Raw genomic sequence first — 18,899 nt, 5'->3', positions numbered from 1 at the left:
TTGCGGCGAAGACCGTCACAACTTCGCCTTTAGCTAAAAAAGGCTACTTTCTCGGCCTGGCTCATTCGCCGGATCGGCGCCAGCGGATCGCTGCGCGGCGTCGCGGGCCTTGCGATAATTCCGCTGGCGATCAGGCTCTCACCAAGCGATGCCGGCGCGGTCATCGCGATCTCGGGCACAATCTCCAGAGCCGGCTCGGGCGCTTCCGGCAGGATTTCCAACTGTATGGCCATCGCCGGCTCGGACGCCTCGATCGCCTCCGCCGGAATTGCCAGCTCGACCGGCAGGCTTTCTTCCACCAGCAGCACCGCTTCTGTCGCCATCTCCGGGGACGAAGCCTCAGACACGGCCGCTACGTCGAACAATTCCTCATCGGCAGCGGCAATCTGCACCTCATCGGAGGCCTCGATAGCGGCCGTATCGGCGACGTGGGGTGCCGCAACGGATTCAGCCTCGCACTGCGGCGCGATGGTGGAGGGGGCAATGGCATCGATCTCGCGCGCAGCCTGATCGAAGGCTTGCAACACGCCGTCCCGAATGCCGCCCGCTGCAACGTGATCGCAGGCGGCGTTGATCGCATCGACCTGCGACTCGAGCAAAAAGCAGATTCGTCCATCCGCACCGGATTCGCGCAGCCCCCAGGCGATCTCGCGGATCACCCGCGCACACTTGCGCGACGGCGCGAGGGATTCCTCGAACACGCTACCGGACAGGCTCGCGGACACGCTTTCGCGGGCCGCGGCTACGATGGCGCGGACCGCGGCCATTGCCTCAGGTAACTCGTTCGATGGCGGTTCAACCGGCGGAATTTCAACAGCGGCCTGCTGTCGCTGTTCTTCTTTCTGGGCAGCGAGCGAGCTTTCGATGCGGGCGACGGCTTCAAGCACCATCGCGGTGTCGGCGTTGCGGTTGCGCCGTGTGTATTCGTCCAGAAACCAGCGGCCGCGCGCGGTCTCCAGAAACGCCTCGCGAATAGCCTCGAAGTCCGCGTCGGTCGGCGACGCGGCGCGGGATGAGATCGGCGACAGGGCGAAGGCTTCGTTGGCCATGAAAACCCGTGAAACAGAAACCTGTAGAACAGAAACGCGGTGACGCGATCCACACGCAAAAGCGATGTCCAGATACACCGAACACGCGCTAGATAACGATCACCACGAACCGCAGCGAATCGCAATTCCCTTGCTCACCAGCGAATCACAAAAGCACCCGGCCGGGCAATCCATCGCCCGCCGATTTGCCGTGCGGATCAGCCTGTTTTACGCCTCGACTTTCGGCATCATCGGTGTCCACCTGCCGTTCTTCCCGGTCTGGCTGAAGGCGATCGGCGTCGACGTGTCCTGGATCGGATTCATCACGGCCGCGCCATCGCTCTCCCGCTTTACCGTCTTGCCGTTTGTGACAGCGGCGGCCGAGCAGCGCCAGATCCTGCGCGGGACCATGATCGCGCTTGCGTTCATCACGGCCGTTGGCTTTGCCATCCTGGGGCTGCTTCGCGACCCGCTCACCATCCTGATCGTGTACGCCATTATCGCCTGCCTCTGGACGCCGCTCAGTCCGCTGACGGACGGTTACGCGCTAAAGGGCGTCACACGTCACGGGCTCGACTACGCGCAGATGCGGTTGTGGGGGTCTGCGTCGTTCGTGGTGTTCGCGATGATTGCGGGCCTTCTGTTCAAGGTGATCGATCCGCAGAATCTGATCTGGATCATCGTTGCAGTCGCGCTTCTCAGTGCCGTTGTTGGTCTCGGCATTGTCCCGCTGGATGCGCCGCCGGCCGGCACCGCACCGCAGGGGCGAGCCAGCGGCCTGTTACGGAAGCCGCTGTTCCTCGCCATCATTGGTGCCTCGGCCCTGATCCAGGGCAGCCACGCCGCCTATTACGCGTTTTCCTCGATCACCTGGCAGAATGCCGGATTTGGCGGATTCGCCATCGCGGCGCTGTGGTCGCTCGGGGTGGTCGCTGAGATCGTCGTGTTCGCGATTTCGCCGCGTCTCGCGTTATCGCCAACGGTCATGGTCCTGATCGGTGCCGTCAGCGCGGTGGTGCGCTGGGCTATCACCGCGCAAGAGCCGCGGATCGAGTTGCTCACGGCGGTGCAGGTGATGCACGGGCTGACCTTTGGGATCACGCAGGTCGGCACCGTCGCCTTGATGGTTCGCAACGTGCCGCATCACATGCTCGCAAGCGCGCAGGGCTATATGGTGGCCTCGCAGGGGGCGGTGACCAGCCTGACCATGATGCTGTCCGGTTTGATCTATGCGCGAGTCGGCGAGGGCGTCTATTACGCCATGGCCGTGATGGCGTTCTCCGGTGGGCTCATTATGGTCGCCGCACGCCGGCGGCTCGATGCGCACCACGCGGTGACGGACTAACCCCAGAGTTCTGCACCGGGCGGATAGACCGTGCTGCCGTCATAGCGCAGCCCGTCATCGCGATCCCTGGCCAGCAGCAACGGCCCGTCGAGATCGACCACCCGCGCACCCTGCGCGATCGTCAACGCGGGCGCCATCGCCAGCGAGGTGGCGACCATGCAGCCGACCATCAGATCGAACCCCAGTGCCTTGGCGGACTCGGCCATCACCAGCGCCTCGGTGAGTCCGCCGGTCTTGTCGAGCTTGATATTGATGGCGTCGTAGCGTTCCCGTAGGCCTTCCAGCGACGCGCGGTCGTGCACGCTTTCATCGGCGCAGACCGAGACAGGCCGCTTGATCCTGGCCAGCGCCTGATCCTGTCCGGCGGGCAGGGGCTGCTCGATCATCGTCACCCCGGCAGCGGCGCAGGCCGCGAGATGCCGTTCCAGGTTACCGTCGGTCCAGGCCTCGTTGGCATCGACGATCAGTTCGGCGTCCGGCGCAGCCTTCCGTACGGCGGCGATCCGGGCCTCGTCGCCGTCGCCCCCGAGCTTGATCTTGAGCAGCGGGCGGCGGGCAGCCTTGGCGGTTGCTTCCGCCATGGTCTCAGGTGTCCCCAGCGAGATCGTATAGGCCGTGGTCAGCGGGCGCGGCGCGGAGAGGCCAAGGAGCTCCCAGATGCGCTTTTCCGCCACCTTCGCCTCAAGGTCCCACAGGGCGCAGTCGAGCGCGTTGCGGGCGGCGCCTGCACGCATCTCCCCTTGCAGCCCTAACCGGTCCAGCCCGCCATCGAGCGCGCCCTGCATGGCGAGGATGGCCTCCAGTGTTCCCTCCGGCGTCTCGCCATAACGGGCATAGGGAACGCACTCGCCGCGCCCGACAATGGCCTTACCGTTGGGGGCTTGGCGACTTACCTCGGCCACAATCACAACGGCTTCTGTCTTGGCGCCCCGGCTGATGGTGAAGCCGCCGGCAATAGGCCAGCGCTCGATCCGGGCGGCGAGTGTCAGCGATGGCATCATTTGTGAAATCGATTTTCGTGAGGGCGGGCTTGCCCAGATACGTCATTTATGGCTCTTAGTCACATCCCCGTACAGTTCGTTGGCATCGTGATAGGTTGCTTGATCAACCGGCACAGGAGTTGGGCTTGAACGGCAATCCGACATTGGAGCAGATACCCGTCGGCGCCGGTCTCGCGCTGCGTGCGGCTGGCCAATGGACGGTCCATCACGCGCCTGACCTCGAAAAGATCATTGAAGACACCGAACGGCTCAAGAACCGGCCGGACAATATCGTGATCGACGTCTCGCAGGTCTCCAGCCTCGATACGTTCGGGGCCTGGCTGATCGAACGGCTGCGCCGCAGCCTGACCCAGGGCGGCGTCGAGCCCAATGTGGCCGGCCTGTCCGCGAACTACGCGAGCCTCGTGAACGAAGTGCGTCAGGTCAAAGCCGGCGTCGTGCACAAGCGGCCGCGGCAAACCCTGCTTGGCATGCTGGACGGCATCGGCCGCAGCGTCGTCGATGTCGGCGGCACGCTGGTCGGCCTGATCGGCATGCTGGGCGCGATCCTCAATGCGATGTTCCGGGTGATCCGGCATCCGACCAGCTTCCGTTTCACCTCGATGATCCATCACCTCGAACAGGTGTGCTGGCGCGCGGTGCCGATCGTGGTGCTCATCACCTTCCTGATCGGCTGCATTATCGCCCAGCAGGGCATCTTCCATTTCCGCAAGTTCGGCGCCGACGTGTTCGTGGTCGACATGCTCGGCGTACTGGTGCTGCGCGAACTCGGCGTGCTGCTGGTAGCGATCATGGTCGCGGGCCGCTCGGGCAGCGCCTACACGGCGGAGCTCGGCTCGATGCGGATGCGCGAGGAAGTCGATGCGCTGCGCACCATGGGCTTCGATCCCACTGAGGTTTTGATCCTGCCGCGGATCGTCGCGCTGATCATCGCCATGCCCATTCTCGCATTCCTTGGCGCGATGGCTGCGCTTTACGGCGGCGGGCTCGTCGCCTGGGGTTACGGCGGCGTACAGCCCGACGCGTTTCTGGTTCGTCTGAAGGAAGCCATCTCCATCAATCATTTCACAGTGGGCATGGTGAAGGCGCCGTTCATGGCGCTGGTGATCGGCATCGTGGCCTGCGTCGAGGGCGCGGCGGTGAAAGGCAGCGCGGAGTCGCTCGGCCAGCACACCACGGCCTCGGTGGTGAAGTCGATCTTCTTCGTCATCGTCATGGATGGCCTGTTCGCGATCTTCTTCGCAACGATCAATATTTAGGATTGGATGATGGCGGGGAACTTCGACGATCACATCATCCGGGTGCGCGATCTCACGGTGAAGCTGAACGAGAACCTCATTCTCGATCATCTCGACCTCGATGTCCGGCGCGGCGAAATCCTCGGCTTTGTCGGCGCATCGGGCGCGGGCAAGTCCGTTCTGACCCGCACCATCATTGGCCTGATCCCGAAGCTTGCCGGCACCATCGAAGTGTTTGGCGTCGACATGGGCAAGGCCAGCGAGGATCAGCGCCGCGCGGTCGAGCGCCGCTGGGGCGTGCTGTTCCAGCACGGCGCGCTGTTCTCCTCGCTCAGTGTGAAGCAGAACATCCAGTTCCCTGTGCGCGAATTCATGAACGTGTCCGAGCGGCTGCTCGATGAAATCGCTATCGCCAAGCTCGCGATGGTCGGCCTCAAGCCGGAAGTCGCCGACAGGTTCCCGTCGGAACTGTCGGGCGGCATGATCAAGCGCGTGGCGCTGGCCCGCGCGCTGGCGCTCGATCCGGAGATCGTGTTCCTCGACGAGCCGACCTCAGGTCTCGACCCGATCAGCGCCGGCGATTTCGATCAGCTTGTGATGACATTGCAGCGCACTTTGGGACTGACCGTTTTCATGGTAACCCATGATCTCGACAGCCTTAAAACGGCCTGCAACCGGATTGCAGTGTTAGGGGATCGCAAGGTTCTCCTGGTAGGCACGATGGATGACATGCTGGCCTCGCAGCATCCCTGGCTGCGGGCCTATTTTCATGGCAATCGCGCCCGGGCCGTGATCGCGTAATGAGTTTGCGTATTTGGAGTTAAGTCGATGGAAACAAAGGCAAATTTCGTCCTGATCGGGGCGTTCACGCTCGCGGTGGTCGCCGCGGCGTTTGGCTTTGTGTTCTGGTTCCAGAACCTCGGCGCGGCCGCCCAGCGCGTTCCGCTGCGCATCGTGTTCGAGGGCGCGGCCTCCGGCTTGCGCACCGGCGGCAACGTCAACTTCAACGGCATCAAGATCGGTGAAGTCACCTCCATCAAGCTCGACGACCCCAAGCGCGTGGTCGTGATCGCCAACGTCGACAAGAACGCTCCGATCCGCAAGGACTCGCTGGTCGGCCTTGAGTTTGCAGGTCTCACCGGTGTGTCGTCGGTGTCGCTCAAGGGCGGCTCGATCGAGGCGGGTGGCGTGCCGGTCGCCGAGGACGGCGTGCCGACGCTGACGGCTGACCCCAACGCGATCCAGGATATCGGCGAAGCGGTGCGCGGCGTGCTTCAGAACGTCAACAAGCTGGTTCTTGAAAACCAGGAGACCCTGCACAACAGCATGACCAACATCGAGGTGTTCTCGAAGAGTCTTGCCGCCAACTCCGCCCGCATCGACAGCATCATGGCCGGCGTCGATGGCCTGATGGGCGAGAAGGGCGAATTGCAGGCCGCTGCGAAATCGTTCCGCGAACTGGCCGACAATCTCGACAAGCGCTCCGCCGGCCTGATCATCGACGGCCGCCGCACGCTCGCCGACATCAGCCGCGCGGTGAACAACTTCGACCGCAACCCGACCCGCGTGCTGTTCGGCGCGGGGCAGAAGGACGCTGCACCGGCTCCGCCGCCTCCGGCTCCAACCCCGGTCCGAAGTCCCGCCGACGCCCGCGCGCGGCAGCGGTAAGGCGGCTTACCTCGCCCGCTTGCGGCGAGTGGCGTTGAGGCGACAGCGTGCGCCACTTCAATTTTCCGATTCAATTTTCAAACAGCATGCGCGTGTGGGGCTCGCCCCACCCGCGCCAACGAAAGGCGTGCGCATTCGCTCTCGCGATTGATCGCGAGTTGATCTGTTAGTTGCCCCAAACAATGAGGGGCATGGAGCGCCGCGAGGCGCACCTTGTGTTCGTTTCGCTCCCGGCATCGCGTGCGAGGCGATGTGAGGTCCGAAAGCGCATCGCCTTGCGGCGCTCCATTGCGGCGATTTTGGGCGAGGGGACCGTACTTCCGGGTGCGGACGGGGGAGGTTACTCGACCCCTGATCCGGACGGCTTTCGCCGCCTTCGTCCGCTCCGCGTCCAGCCGGCGAACGGCAGAGCCACGTAGTTGGCCCGGACGGTGACCCCAGCCTCCCGGACGCGTGTGTGCGAGACACGCGCGCAGGCGCCGCATCCCGCTCCGCTTCAAAGCGCCCTCGAGAAGCGCCCCTCACGAACAGGACAGGGCGAACTTAAGCGCGCTTCAGAGCACGGGGACGCGTATCCCCATCACGAAATGTTGCAGCCACCGTCATTGCGAGGAGCGAAGCGACGAAGCAATCCATTTTTTTGCTGATAAAAGCACGAGGCAGATGGATTGCTTCGCTTCGCTCGCAATGACGAGCGTGGCGATACATGCCCAAAAGAAAAAGCGGAGGCGAGAGCCTCCGCTTTTTGATTTTTGCTGCGCCTTGGAAAAACGTGAACCTTACCCCAGCCGGCCCGCTGCGTGAGCGAGCAGGGTGTAGACGAGGCCCGTTTCCGAGACGAGATGGCTGCGCAGGGCCGCCGGTCCGCGTTCGTCGCGCGAGACTTCGTCGAGCAGGCGTTCGAACTCGTTGATGTAACGGTCCACCGTCTGCTTGAAGTTGCGGTCGGCGCGATACTTGCGGGCGACCTCGTCGAACGCCTTCTGGCCGGCCGGTGTGTAGAGCCGCTTGGAGAACGCCTTGCGTTCGCCGCGCTGATAGCGATCCCACATTTCAGCCGCGAGTTCGCGGTCCACCAGCCGGGCGATGTCGAGCGACAGCGCTTCAAGCGGGTTTGCGGACTGACGCGGAGCGGACGGCGCGGCACGGCCGCGTGCGCCGTCGTCGTTGTCCGAACGGTTCAGCAGATCGGACAGCCAGCCGTCATTGTTGCCGCCATTGCCGACCGGGGAGACCGGGGGCGCTTCGGTGCGGCGCGGCGCAGGGCTGGCCGGGCCGAACTCCGGCGCGGGCAGGCTGGATGCGCTGGCAACGTCGCGCGGACGCGGCGCAGGGCGCGAGGCGGTCTCGGCGCGGCCGCCGGCTGTCGCCATCACGGTTTCTTCCTCGCGATAGACGGTGCGGGTGGTCGGCGCAACGTCGAGGCCCTTGCCGTGGCGGGCGACGATGCGGTTCAGCTCGGCCAGCGCTTCGATCTGGTCGACGATCACCTTGCGCATCTGCGCGGTGCTCTCGGCCGCTTCCTGCGGCACTTCGAGAACGCCGCGGCGCAGTTCGGCGCGGGTGGCGTCGAGTTCGCCGTGCAGCTCGGAGGCCATCTGCTTCATGCCGTGCACGATGGTCGCAAACTTGTCTGCGGCCTGGCGGAACATGTTCTCCGCCTCGCGGGTGCCCTGATCGTACAGTTCGGCCATGGCTTCGGAGGTCTGGCGGCGCTCGTCCTCGACGGCCATGCGGACCGCTTCGAACTGGCGGCTGACCTCAGCCGAGCTGGAGCCCGCGGTCTGCGCCACGATCTGCGCGATGTCGCGTGCCCGCGTTTCGGCCGCGGCGAGCGAGTCGTCGAGCAGGTTGGTGAAGCGCGAGAGACGCTCGTCGAGGTCGTGGGTCCGCAGGTCGATGGTCGAGACCAGCGATTCCAGCAGGGCGTTGCGTTCGGCGACGGAGTCGCTGGCACGCTCGTTGCTCCGCTCGATCAGGGTCGCGGCCTCGGCGAGGGCGCGGCCGTGGTTCTCGAACTGCGACGAGATCGAGTTGAGGCTTTCCAGCGCGCCCGAGGTCTTGGCGGTGAACAACCCGAGCGACTGTTCCAGCGTTTTGGTGGAGTCGCCGTTGCGGCTGGTGACATCGTTCATCGTCGAGACGAACTCCGCGACCCGCGTAACAAGCGTGCGCTCGAGCGAGTTGAGGTTGTCGTGGGCGCCGGTGAGCACTTCCTGGAGCAGGATGTTGCCTTCACGCAGCCGCTCGAACAGGGCGAGCGTGTCGGTGCGCAGGATCTTCGAGGTCTCCTGCAGCTCGTTGATGGTCGACGTCGCCACCTGACGTGACTGGTCGATCGCCGCGCGCGAGGTCTGGTCGATGTCCTTCAGCGACTTGCTGACGGCGCCGATCGCGATCTCGCTGGCGGTGTTGATCTGGCGGGCCAGATCCGAGGAGTTGTTCATCATCGCGACGGTGAATGCGCCGCCGTGATTTTCGATCGACTTCAGCGCGGAGTCCGCGGCGCTGCCGATGGTGGACGAAATTTCCGCGGCCTTGCTGCCGAGGGCTTCGACCAGTGCACCGCGGCGCGTGTCGACCAGCTGCGAAAGCTGCTCGGTCTGCTCGCGGACGCCGTCGGTGATCGCCTCGACCTTGCCGTTGAGCGTCGCGCCGAAGCGGTCGGTCGAGACCGCGATGGTGCGCTCGATTTCAGCGGAGGCCGACTTGATCTGCGCGGTCGCGCTGGTCGATGCGACGGTGAGGGTGTTCTCGGCTTCGCGCGCGGCCATCTGGATGGAGCGCTCGAGGTCGCCGGAGACCGACTTGAGGCTGGTGCCGACGTCGCCGGAGATGCCGCGAAGATGCGCGCCGACCTCGCCGGAAATATCCCGCAGCTGGGTGCCGACATCGCTGGTGATGCCGCGAAGCTGCGAGCCCACTTCGCCCGACACCGTCTTCAGATCGGTGCTGACTTCGCCGGACACGGCCTTGAGCTGGCCGGTGATTTCACCGGAAACCGCCTTGAGCTGGCTGCTGACGTCGCCGGAGAGCGAGATCAGCGACTGCTGGGCGGTGCGGGCGCCTTCCTGGATCGTGGTCGAGGTATTGGACATCAGGCCGGTGAGGGCGCGCTCGGCTTCCTCGACGCGGGCCTTGATCGCCTGGGTCATGTCTTCCGAACGCGAGCCGATCGCCTCGGCGGCATGCTGGCCGCTGGTGGTGACGCGGTTCGCCGCTGCCTCGACCCGCGTATCGAGCAGGTTCTCGAACTGCGCGACGCGCGCGCTGATGTCCGAAGCGAGGGAGGAGACGTTGAACTCCAGATTGCCCTGGATGTCCTTGATGCGCGCGGTCATGGCGCTGGCCATATCGTCGACGCCGCCGGTCAGCATATTCATCACCTGCGTGCCGCGCGACTCCATGGCCTCGGCAATCGAGGCGGCGCGGTTTTCGACCACCGACGCGAAGGCCGCGGCGCGGCTGTCGAAGGTCTGCACCAGCGATGCGGTGCGGGTATCGACGGTGTCGGCGAAGGCCGCGGTGCGGGTGTCGATGGTGTCCGCGAAGGCGGCGGTGCGGGTGTCGATGGTGTCCGCGAAGGCGGCGGTGCGGGTTTCCAGCGCATCGGTGATTGCGGCCGTCCGGGCATCGACGATGGTGGCGAAAGCTTCCGCTCCGGTGTCGACCCGTTCGGTGATCGCCGCCGTGCGCGCCTCGATGAGATCGGCGAAGGCCGTGGTGCGGCTGTCGATCGTATCGGTAAAGGCAGTGGTGCGGTAGTCGATCGATTCCTTGAACGCCGTGGTCTTGTCGTTGATCGTTTCGGTGAATTCGGCGGCGCGGGTGTCGAACACCTTGGCGATTTCGGCGGTGTGCTCGCCGAGTTTCTCGGTGAACGCCATGGCGCGGCCGTCGATCGCATCGGTGAAGGCGCTGGTGCGCGTATCCATCACCGTGGTGAAGGACGCTGCGCGGTTGCTGACCGTGTCGCCGAAGGCGGCGGCGCGGCTGTCGAACGTTTCCTCGAGAGCCTTGGTGCGGTTCGCAACGGTCTCGTCCAGCGCGTTGACGGTGGAGAGCAGGGACGTGTCGAGGCTCTCGATCCGGGCTTCGATCGCGGTCTTGAAGCCGGTGAGGCTCTGATCGAGCTTGTTGTGAATCTCGTCGCGATGCGTGGTGACGCGGGTGTCGAAGGTGTCGACATAGGCCTTGAGGTTGTCGGCGAGGCCCTGGGTGTGCTCGCCCATGCGTTCGACGATCTCGCCGCCATAGGTTTTCACCGTGCGGTCGAATTCGGCGATGTGGCGGGTGATCAGGGCGCCGAGCGTGCCGCTGTCGCGCGCGAACTTCTCGGCCAGCTCGTTGCCGTGTTCCTTGACGATGCCGTCGAACAGGCCGATCTGGTTGCTCAGCGTCTCGTGGGCGCTTTCGGTCTGGCTCACGACCTTCGCCACCAGCGTATTGATGGTGACGTCGAGCGCTTCGCCGGCCTTGTCTCCGCTGGACAGAACGCGGTCGGCAAGGCGATTGCCGGCCTCGTCGATCTGCTCGGAGAGCGTGGCGCCACGGACATCGAGCTCGGAGAGCAGGGACTCGCTCGAAACCCTCATCGATTCGACGATTTTGTCGGTACGTTCCGCAACGCTGGCAACGATTTCCTCCGAGCGGGCGGCGATGCTGTCGACGATGGTCGCCGAGCGCTGTTCGAACTCGCCGGTCATCTTGTCGAGGCGTTCGTTCAGGGCGTCGTGGACGCGGTCGGCGAGGTCCGCGAATTCCTCGTGGACGTGGCCGGTCTTGAAGTTGAGGCTGGCGGTCAGCTTTTCGCTGGCGTCGAGCACGCTGGCGGCGGTCTGGGTGCTGGCTTCCTCGAGGCGGTCGAGCAGGTCGCCGCCGCGCTCGCCGAGCGCGATGATCATGTTGTCGCCGGCGCTGGAGAGCGCGCGGGTGATGTGTTCGCTGCGTTCTTCGAGGGCGCCGGTGATGCTGCTGGCCACTTCATCCACGCGCGATGCGATGGCGTCGCTGATCAGGGCAATGTCCTGACGCAGATCGATCTGCACGCCGGAAATGGCGTTGCGGACCTGTTCGGCCTGGCCGACGAGGTTGTCGCGCTGAACCGCGATGTCCTGGAGCAGGGCGCGGATGCGCACTTCGTTGTCGCTGTAGGCACGCTCCAGCGAGGAGACTTCGTTGGCGACGAGGGCCTCGAGTTCGCCGGCGCGCGCGACGGCACGCTCGACGCCGTCACCCATGGCCGCGACTTCGCGGCGGATCGCCTGACCCACGGTCACGATCGCGCCGTTGGCGACATGCTCGGGCTCCGAGAAGCGGACGGCCATCTGCGCCATCGACTGAGCGATCATGCTCATTTCCTGGCTGCGCCACGCCATGTTGGCGATGAAGTAGAACAGCAGCAGCGGTGCAACGAGAACGGCGATCAGGCCGATCAACGCCAGCACACCGGCGCTGCCCTGGCCGACGATTGATTCGAGTGCGGGCAGGAAAGCGAACGCAAGGAAGCCGACGCCTGCGATCCACAGGCCCGAAAACAGCGTCGCGACAGTATAGGCGTTGCGCCGCGGGCGGCCCTTCTGGATGGTCTGGAGAATGGCGCCGATGGTTTCGCGGTCGTCATTGGCGGGACTGCGGTCGAAGCTCGGGACGCCGAGGTCGTCGGCAACAGGCGAACGCAGGTCGGCGCCGCGGCTGGCAGCGCCAAGCGACGGTTCATTGCGCGCCAGATTGTCCCGACTGCTGTCGGACGGAGGCAGATCGCCGATGTTCAGAGCTTCCTGGATCGCCGAAAGGGCGGCTTCAGTTGGATCCTTGACCTTCGGATTTTTCGCCATGTGTCCCGCACGCCTTTATTTTTTACGCATCCGCAAGTGGCACCGCAGCCAGGGCTGCGCGCCGTCGAATGTTCCCCGATACCGGTAGACGAAACGAAGTTACGTTCGCCGATTTGTCCCGCCGGTTGTCCCGCACTTCCGCAAACATCCTATTGGCTCGGTGGGTCGAATGAAATGGGATGGGTTAATAGATTTTTAATCATCGTTAACACCGGCACGGTTAACGCTTTCAGAAATCAACAGTTTTCAAAAGCACTTTGGTATTTCTAGGCGGCGAGGCGGCGAAAACATGGCTAAATCGCGGCAGACACCTAATACATTTCATTAACCATTGGTGTGATTGCCTGACGGTGTTTCCGGCCGGATTCGATCCGGCGCCGTCAGCAATTCGGATGGGTCATGTCACTTAACCTGGAGCGGTTGAACTGGATGCCGTCACCACCGCTCGTTCCAGAAGACTCCGCCATCGACGTCCAGCATCTCGGACGCATGACCCTCGGCGAAGCCGCGCTTGAAGCCGAAGTTCTCGGGCTTTTCGCGGCCCAGAGCGCCGATCTCGTCGCCCGCCTCAAAACCATCCCGGCGGACGCGGCCGCGCTGGCGCATACGCTGAAGGGGTCCGCGCGGGCGATCGGCGCATTCCGCGTGGCGGAAGCCGCCCTCGGCGTCGAAGCCGCCATGAAGAGCGATGGCGACGTTGCAGGCGCGATCACGCTGCTTCAGCGCGCGGTCGAGGAAGCCAGAGCCGCGATCGGCCAGATGTTGAACCGGTCCTGACCGGCTTTTCCGCACGGCTTTTATCCCCGGGCAGTGCTGGCGTCTGGCCAACTGACCCGTTATAGGACGTCTCCAACTGAATTATCCGGGCAGCACGTCAAATATGGTCAAGATCAATTTCACCGATCACTCGGGCACGACCCGCACCGTCGACGTCGAGGCGGGCGCGACCGTCATGGAAGGCGCGATCCGCAACGCAATTCCCGGCATCGAAGCCGAGTGCGGCGGCGCATGCGCCTGTGCGACGTGCCATGTGTATGTCGATGAAGCCTGGCGCGAGAAGGTCGGATCGCCGACGCCGATGGAAGAGGACATGCTCGACTTCGGCTACGACGTGCGGCCGAACTCGCGGCTGTCTTGCCAGATCAAGGTGACCGACGAACTCGACGGACTTGTGGTGTCGACGCCCGAGCGTCAGGCGTAAGTTCGCTATCGTCCTCCGGCTCCTCAGCCGGAGGCGGAATTTGTCGGGCAATAATCCATTCGATAATCGCGGTCACAAGGCCGACGACGAACGCGGCGGCCACGATTCGCGTGTCCGCCTGCATCAGCATCGCAACAATGCCGAAGATCCAGATCGCGCCGGTCAGCCGGAGCGCGATCGCGAGCGTCGGCGGCAGAGGATGCATGGCCCGAACTCAGAACGGCACTGACGCGCGGGCGCGATAGGTCCAGAGGGCCGCGCCACTGCTGCTGCCGAGCCCGCCGCGCTCCGCGCCGACGGAGATCTGCGCACCGTTGGCGAACTTCAGATTGGCGCCGCTCGCGACACGCGCCGACCAGCCGTCGAGGATGGCGGCTGACACGGTCGCAAGGCTTGCGGGCGGAACGGCCGCAGTGTCGCCGTTGAAGTAATAGTCGCCGTACAATCCCACATACGGCGCGATGGCGACCGACGACCACATCACCGGATAGGCGAGCCGGAGCCCCGCGCTGGCACGGCCTGTGGTGAAGTCGCGCGCGGTTTGAACCGTGCCGAGCGTGTCGGTGTAGGCGTTCTCGTGCTCCCACAGCGCGTAGATGCGCGCCGACGGTTCGATCATCAGGCCGTAGGTTTCATACTTGCCGGTCAATCCGCCCGATACCAGCCAGCGATTGCCGGTGAATGAGCCGGAGGCAGTGCCCGCGGTGCCGTCATAGCCGAGGCCGGAGTATCCGACCGCGGCATCGAAGCGGATGGTCTGGGTGATCTTCCAGCCGAGATAGCTGCCGACCGTCCAGCCGTCGCCCTTCATGCGGCCCTGCAACTGATCCGAACGATAGTCGAATGTCTCGTAGCCACCGAATGCGCCGATCAGGAAGTTCGGCGCAAGCCTGCGCGTAAGACCAGCAAGCACGTTGATCTGGTTGCCATAGAGGGTCGACGTGCCTGCACCCGCCGCGCTCCATCGCTCGAGCGTTGCGCCGCGTACTTCCGCCCAGCCAAGCCAGTCGCGCGGTTCGACGAAACGCTTCGGGGCCTTGACCGGTCCGGCATAGGCGAGGGCATCGAAAGCGTCGTTGACGCGCGACTTGTCCGAGGTCGCGCCGAACGGAGCGGCCGAACTCACCTTTGACGAAGCTTTCGGATCGTCACTGCCGCTGTCGGCGGCGAAGTTGAAACGGATGCCGCTGTTGTTCGGGCTGACCAGCGATCCGCCATCGTCGGCGAAGCCTTCGTTGACGGCATTGTCGATCGCACCGGAGATCGCCTGACCGGAGAACTGGCTCACCACGGGCGTCGCCATGGCTTGCAGCGCGCGGAGTTTCAAACTGTCGGCGGGAATGTTGATCGACTGCATCAGCGGCGATGATGTGCCGCTCGTAAAACCGGGGCTGCCGCTATAGCTCGCGGTGATGGTGTGGCTACCCAGCGCCAGCGCGGACGTGGTGAGCGTTGCGACGCCTGCAGACACGCTGGCGCTGCCGAGCGTTGTCGCACCGTCCATGAAGGTCACGGTGCCGCCGTTCGGCGCACCAGCGCCGCTTGTGACGCTCGCGGTGAATGTCACCGGCTTGCCTACGTCGCTTGGATTTTGCGACGACGCCAGCGTTGTCGTGGTGGTGGACAGGCTGATGGTCTGGGACAGGGCGGAGGATGTCGAACCATTATTGTTGGTGTCGCCACCATACACTGCGGTGATGGAATGCGGTCCCGCAGACAGGGCCGAGGTCGAGAAGGTGGCGCTTCCCGCCGATACAATTCCGGACCCGAGCAGCGTCGCGCCGTCAAAGAACTGCACCGTGCCGGTGGGATTGGTGCCGGTGACTGTCGCGGTGAAGGTTACGGATTGTCCGAACGGACTCGGATTGGCGCTCGAGCCGATTGTGGTGCCTGACGTTCCCGCACTGACCGTCACCGGAAAAGTGGGCGCAGCGTTAGCGTAGTTCGTATCGCCGCTATAGGTCAGGCTCACGGTGAAGTTGCCCGCGGCCGCATAGGTATGCGTTGTGCTGGCGGTTCCACTGCTCAGTGTGAGAACTGTGTTGGATGAACCGTCACCGAAGTTGATCGTCGCCGTGCCGGTCGGAGCCGGCACCCCCGACGCGCCAGGGACCGTCACTGAAAATGTTGACGCCTGGCCCACGACAGCGGGCGACGGCGTGATGTTCAGACCAGGCGAACTGGTGACCTTGTTGACGGTCTGCGTCATGCTGGCCGAGCTTGCGACATAGTTGGTGCTGTCGCCGCTATAGTTCGCGGTCACGGTCTTATTGCCCGCTGTCGCATAGGTATGACTGATGGATGCCGTACCGCCGCTGAGCGTGACGGGTGTTGCCGCTGTGCCATCGCCGAAGTCGAAGGTGACGGTGCCGTTCGGAGTGCCGTTGGATGCGGTGCCGGTCATGGTGGCGGTGAAGGTCACCGATTGTCCGGCGATGCTCGGACTTCCGCTGCTCTGGATTTCCGTCAGGCTGGCATTGGCCGGGCCGGGCGTACATGTGACCGTGATCCAGTTCGAGGCGCCGCCTGCGCCATTGTTATAGATGTAGGCGGTGATGGAGGACTCGTTGCCGGCTGCAGTGAGTGTAATGGTGGAGAAATTCGGAGGGTTGTTTCTCTGCACGCTCCTCTGGCTGCCATCCGCGAACACCAGATAGACCAGGTTTAACGAGCCGTCATTGGTGCGGGCAGTCGCGGTCAGCACATCGCCCGGGGCGAAACGCTTGCCGGTGATGCTACGCGAGGCCATCGGCGTTGAAGTGGACGCGGAGACGTCGAGTTCGCCATTGTTGACGGCGTCGCAGCCTGCCGATGCCCATGCGCTTGACGTGGCCGAGACCGCCAGAAGGCCACCCGCCAACAGCGCGAACGCGGCTCGTTTGATCGCCGCGATCCTCTCAACGCACCCCATGCCCCACCCATCACTCCATGCTCCGTCGCCAACCCGGCGGCGGAGGTCTCAGCAGGAAACGTGTGACAGATCGATTTGGAGGCGTCTTCTCATTGCGCGCACGCGTTCTGTCCGGATGCCTAAAATCCGAATCTTTTCCGGCTTGTGGCGTAGCGGCCACAGGGGGCGGCGCGAGAAATTTTTTGGTGATGAAATGGAAGCGCGAAAAATACGGGCGCAACAAATTCTTACGTCATGAAAGGTGACGTGAAGCCTCGCCGATACGCTCTCCAACGGACATGTTTTACCAAGAGGGCCAAAGGCCGTCTTCTCACTCCGCGCAAACGCCAAACTTTTTCGCGCTACACGCGCCGTGTGATCTCAGAACGTCTGACTGACGCCGAGGCGGGAGACGTAAGTGCTGGCAAGCCCGGTGAGGACATCCATCCCGTCAACGGCCTGCGCTGTGGACGGAATGGCAAGCGCGGCCAGCGCAGTGCCAGCCAGCAGCGCGGCGCGCCATCGTGAACGCGTTAAAAGTCCAGCCTCAGCCATTGACGGCTCCCCAACCGGCCTTGGCCTAACAAATCGGGAAAAAGCCGTCTTCTCATTGCGTGCAAACGCTCGGCCCCAAGGCTCAAAAAGAGAGTCTTTTCAGGCCTGTGGTCCGGGTGCCACAGGGTTCACGCGTTGAGAGACATCGCCCGGACATCGCCCGGCGTCATGCCGTAGGCGCTGCGGAAGACGCGGTAGAATGTCGCGATGCTGTCGAAGCCGCAGGCATAGGCGATGTCCGCGACCTGCCGCGCCGGTGTGAGGCCGAGCAGCCGGCGTGCTTCCTTGAGGCGCATCGCTGTCAGCGTTCGCGCGAAGGACAATCCCGTCGGCTCGAACAGCACATGCACCTGCCGCAGCGAGATCGCGAGTTCGGCGGCGACCGTCGCGGACGACAGATCCGGGCGGTGCAGATCGCGGATCATGATCTCGCGCGCGGCGTGAAGAAATCCGGCACGCAGCGCGGCGCGGCCTTCGGGTGAGCCTTGCGCAAGGCGGCCTCGTGCGATCAGGGCAAGCCGGGCGATGGATTCGATCTCGCCCGATGCCTGAAACGGGTCGTGCTCCAGTGCGCTCAGCGTCGCCTTGATCAGCCGGGTCAGGCGGGCGCCCTGCATCAGCGGTTCAGGAAAGAGATCGTGGGTCCGCGCGCCGAGCGCGAGATCGTTCGTGAGCGGAATCTTCAATGTGCGGAAATCGAAGCCGTCCGATCGTTCCGGCGTTCCCGCGAACATCATGTTCGAGTGGCTGATGGTGACATCGCCTTCGCGCACCAGATGCACGCGGTCTCCCTTGATCTTCATCCAGCCCGGCCCGCGGATCTGCAATCCGATGCTCAGACTGTCGCTCGAGACGCGCGCGATGTCGGCCGGTGTGCGGCTGACGCGGTAGGACGATGCTGTCATCTCCGCCAGCACGGCGTTTCCAATCGGTGTCGCGGAAAACCGGCCGTGGAAGTCGGCGCGTTTTTCACGCTCCAGTTCGATGGTGACGCCGAACAGACTCTTGCCGCGCACTTCGCACCAGTGGTCGAAGCGATCCTGCGGACGAATGTCGTCGGTGGAGAAACTCAGCATCGCAGACGATCAGTCGAGGACGGCTGCGGTCCGCGCATCGCCTGGCGTGATGCCGTAGACATTGCGGAACACGCGGTAGAACGTGGCGGAGCTGTCGAACCCGGACGCCTGCGCGATCTCCGCAACGGGCTGCATCGGTGCATTCCTCAGGAGCCGCAGCGCTTCGGCGGCACGCATCGCCGTCAGCGTGCGTGCGCAGGACATGCCCGTCGGTTCAAACAGCAGATGCAGTTTCCGCGGCGAGATTCCGAGTTCGGCCGCTACCGCCGCCGGTGTCAGGTTGGGGCGATGCATGTTGCGCGCGAGGACATCGCGGGCGGCGTGCAGAAAACCGAACCGCAGCGCGGCGCGGCTCTCCGGTGAGCCGTGCCGTACACGCCCCTGGGCCAGCAGTGCGAGCTGCGCGAGGTGATCGACGGCGAGATCGAAATCGTTGTCGGGATTCCTGGCACAGTCCGCGGCCAGTGCTGTCAGCGAAGCGGATATGACGGTTTTCAAGCGCGGATTGTCGCTCAGCAGCGCCGGCGACAGACCTCGCGCCGCGCGAACGAGATCCTCGCGGCCGGTGAACGGAATTTTCAGAACGCGCAAATCGAAGCCGTGCGTGGTTGCGGGCCGGGTCAGGTAGGGCAGGTCCGTATGGCTGATGGCGATGTCTTTCGCCGCCACCACGAACTCGCCGCCGCCCTTGCTGTTGAACCAGCTCGCGCCGCCGAGCTGCTGATAGATGCAAAGACTGTCGCCGGGGGCGCGGGCAACATCGGCGGCGGTGCGCGACACCCAGTAGGATGAGGCCTGCATCTCGCTGATCATTGCCCCGCCCGCGGGAACGGCCGTAAACCGTCCCCTGAAATTCTGCCGCTCATGCTGTTTCAGCGAGATCGTCACGCCGAAAAGATTGCGGGCACGTACTTCGCACCAATAGTCAAACCGATCCTGTGGACGGAGATCGTCGGTGTTGAAGCTGAGCATGACGGACGACTGGCCCGGTTATCGCAAGTTCGCCTCAAAGATTTAGAGGCGAACCGCCACGGCGGCAACAGCAATTGCGGGGCAGGTT

Annotated in this window: 13 protein-coding genes; 6 read left to right on the top strand and 7 right to left on the bottom strand. The window is 64.2% G+C overall.

Annotation, left to right across the window (positions count from 1 at the left end):
* Positions 1-29: 29 nt before the first annotated feature.
* Positions 30-1,049, bottom strand: a complete 1,020-nt coding sequence (locus tag HMPREF9695_RS13805; RefSeq protein WP_006021473.1) for a hypothetical protein — start codon at positions 1,047-1,049, stop codon at positions 30-32.
* Positions 1,050-1,113: 64 nt separating this feature from the next.
* On the opposite strand from HMPREF9695_RS13805, the gene HMPREF9695_RS13800 reads away from it, so the two are divergent.
* On the top strand, positions 1,114-2,373 hold the full coding sequence (locus HMPREF9695_RS13800) for an MFS transporter (RefSeq protein ID WP_006021472.1): 1,260 nt from the start codon (positions 1,114-1,116) through the stop codon (positions 2,371-2,373).
* On the opposite strand, the gene dgcA is transcribed toward HMPREF9695_RS13800, so the two are convergent.
* Entirely contained in the window at positions 2,370-3,374 is a 1,005-nt protein-coding gene (gene dgcA / locus HMPREF9695_RS13795) for an N-acetyl-D-Glu racemase DgcA (protein WP_006021471.1), read from the bottom strand. The two genes, HMPREF9695_RS13800 and dgcA, sit on opposite strands and share 4 nt — an antisense overlap.
* Before the next feature lie 125 nt (positions 3,375-3,499).
* On the opposite strand from dgcA, the gene HMPREF9695_RS13790 reads away from it, so the two are divergent.
* From HMPREF9695_RS13790 to HMPREF9695_RS13780, 3 genes are read left to right on the top strand one after another with little or no spacing between them, the layout of a single operon-like run.
* Positions 3,500-4,633 carry an ABC transporter permease gene (locus HMPREF9695_RS13790; RefSeq protein WP_006021470.1) on the top strand — a complete coding sequence of 378 codons (1,134 nt, stop codon included), beginning with the start codon at positions 3,500-3,502 and terminating at the stop codon, positions 4,631-4,633.
* 9 nt (positions 4,634-4,642) lie between these two features.
* Entirely contained in the window at positions 4,643-5,413 is a 771-nt protein-coding gene (locus HMPREF9695_RS13785; protein ID WP_006021469.1) for an ABC transporter ATP-binding protein, read from the top strand.
* 27 nt (positions 5,414-5,440) lie between these two features.
* On the top strand, positions 5,441-6,280 hold the full coding sequence (locus HMPREF9695_RS13780) for an MlaD family protein (protein ID WP_006021468.1): 840 nt from the start codon (positions 5,441-5,443) through the stop codon (positions 6,278-6,280).
* A 779-nt stretch (positions 6,281-7,059) separates the two neighbouring features.
* Here HMPREF9695_RS13780 and HMPREF9695_RS13775 read toward each other — a convergent pair.
* Positions 7,060-12,117, bottom strand: a complete 5,058-nt coding sequence (locus tag HMPREF9695_RS13775) for an apolipoprotein A-IV repeat region-like domain-containing protein (protein WP_006021467.1) — start codon at positions 12,115-12,117, stop codon at positions 7,060-7,062.
* 399 nt (positions 12,118-12,516) lie between these two features.
* On the opposite strand from HMPREF9695_RS13775, the gene HMPREF9695_RS13770 reads away from it, so the two are divergent.
* On the top strand, positions 12,517-12,894 hold the full coding sequence (locus tag HMPREF9695_RS13770; RefSeq protein ID WP_006021466.1) for an Hpt domain-containing protein: 378 nt from the start codon (positions 12,517-12,519) through the stop codon (positions 12,892-12,894).
* Between the two features lie 103 nt (positions 12,895-12,997).
* Positions 12,998-13,318 carry a 2Fe-2S iron-sulfur cluster-binding protein gene (locus HMPREF9695_RS13765; protein WP_006021465.1) on the top strand — a complete coding sequence of 107 codons (321 nt, stop codon included), beginning with the start codon at positions 12,998-13,000 and terminating at the stop codon, positions 13,316-13,318.
* 214 nt (positions 13,319-13,532) lie between these two features.
* Here HMPREF9695_RS13765 and HMPREF9695_RS13755 read toward each other — a convergent pair whose 3' ends face one another.
* The 4 genes from HMPREF9695_RS13755 to HMPREF9695_RS13745 form a co-directional block, all read right to left on the bottom strand.
* Positions 13,533-16,229, bottom strand: a complete 2,697-nt coding sequence (locus tag HMPREF9695_RS13755; RefSeq protein ID WP_006021463.1) for an autotransporter family protein — start codon at positions 16,227-16,229, stop codon at positions 13,533-13,535.
* A gap of 360 nt (positions 16,230-16,589) precedes the next feature.
* Entirely contained in the window at positions 16,590-16,763 is a 174-nt protein-coding gene (locus HMPREF9695_RS26405; protein WP_006021462.1) for a hypothetical protein, read from the bottom strand.
* Positions 16,764-16,891: 128 nt separating this feature from the next.
* Positions 16,892-17,839, bottom strand: a complete 948-nt coding sequence (locus HMPREF9695_RS13750; protein ID WP_006021461.1) for a helix-turn-helix transcriptional regulator — start codon at positions 17,837-17,839, stop codon at positions 16,892-16,894.
* Between the two features lie 9 nt (positions 17,840-17,848).
* Positions 17,849-18,811: a helix-turn-helix transcriptional regulator gene (locus tag HMPREF9695_RS13745; protein ID WP_006021460.1), complete on the bottom strand. Its 963-nt coding sequence runs from the start codon at positions 18,809-18,811 to the stop codon at positions 17,849-17,851.
* Positions 18,812-18,899 lie beyond the last annotated feature (88 nt).

The organism is Afipia broomeae ATCC 49717, assembly GCF_000314675.2.
Classification (GTDB): Bacteria; Pseudomonadota; Alphaproteobacteria; order Rhizobiales; family Xanthobacteraceae; genus Afipia; species Afipia broomeae.
This window is presented reverse-complemented; position numbering and strand designations above follow the sequence as displayed.

Coding starts and splice junctions, on each gene's coding strand:
- HMPREF9695_RS13770 (WP_006021466.1), top strand. CDS start 12,517: ATGTCACTTAACCTGGAGCGGTTGAACTGGATGCCGTCACCACCGCTC.
- HMPREF9695_RS13755 (WP_006021463.1), bottom strand. CDS start 16,229: ATGGGGTGCGTTGAGAGGATCGCGGCGATCAAACGAGCCGCGTTCGCG.
- HMPREF9695_RS13780 (WP_006021468.1), top strand. CDS start 5,441: ATGGAAACAAAGGCAAATTTCGTCCTGATCGGGGCGTTCACGCTCGCG.
- dgcA (WP_006021471.1), bottom strand. CDS start 3,374: ATGATGCCATCGCTGACACTCGCCGCCCGGATCGAGCGCTGGCCTATT.
- HMPREF9695_RS13745 (WP_006021460.1), bottom strand. CDS start 18,811: ATGCTCAGCTTCAACACCGACGATCTCCGTCCACAGGATCGGTTTGAC.
- HMPREF9695_RS13750 (WP_006021461.1), bottom strand. CDS start 17,839: ATGCTGAGTTTCTCCACCGACGACATTCGTCCGCAGGATCGCTTCGAC.
- HMPREF9695_RS13805 (WP_006021473.1), bottom strand. CDS start 1,049: ATGGCCAACGAAGCCTTCGCCCTGTCGCCGATCTCATCCCGCGCCGCG.
- HMPREF9695_RS13800 (WP_006021472.1), top strand. CDS start 1,114: ATGTCCAGATACACCGAACACGCGCTAGATAACGATCACCACGAACCG.
- HMPREF9695_RS13775 (WP_006021467.1), bottom strand. CDS start 12,117: ATGGCGAAAAATCCGAAGGTCAAGGATCCAACTGAAGCCGCCCTTTCG.
- HMPREF9695_RS13765 (WP_006021465.1), top strand. CDS start 12,998: ATGGTCAAGATCAATTTCACCGATCACTCGGGCACGACCCGCACCGTC.
- HMPREF9695_RS13785 (WP_006021469.1), top strand. CDS start 4,643: ATGGCGGGGAACTTCGACGATCACATCATCCGGGTGCGCGATCTCACG.
- HMPREF9695_RS26405 (WP_006021462.1), bottom strand. CDS start 16,763: ATGGCTGAGGCTGGACTTTTAACGCGTTCACGATGGCGCGCCGCGCTG.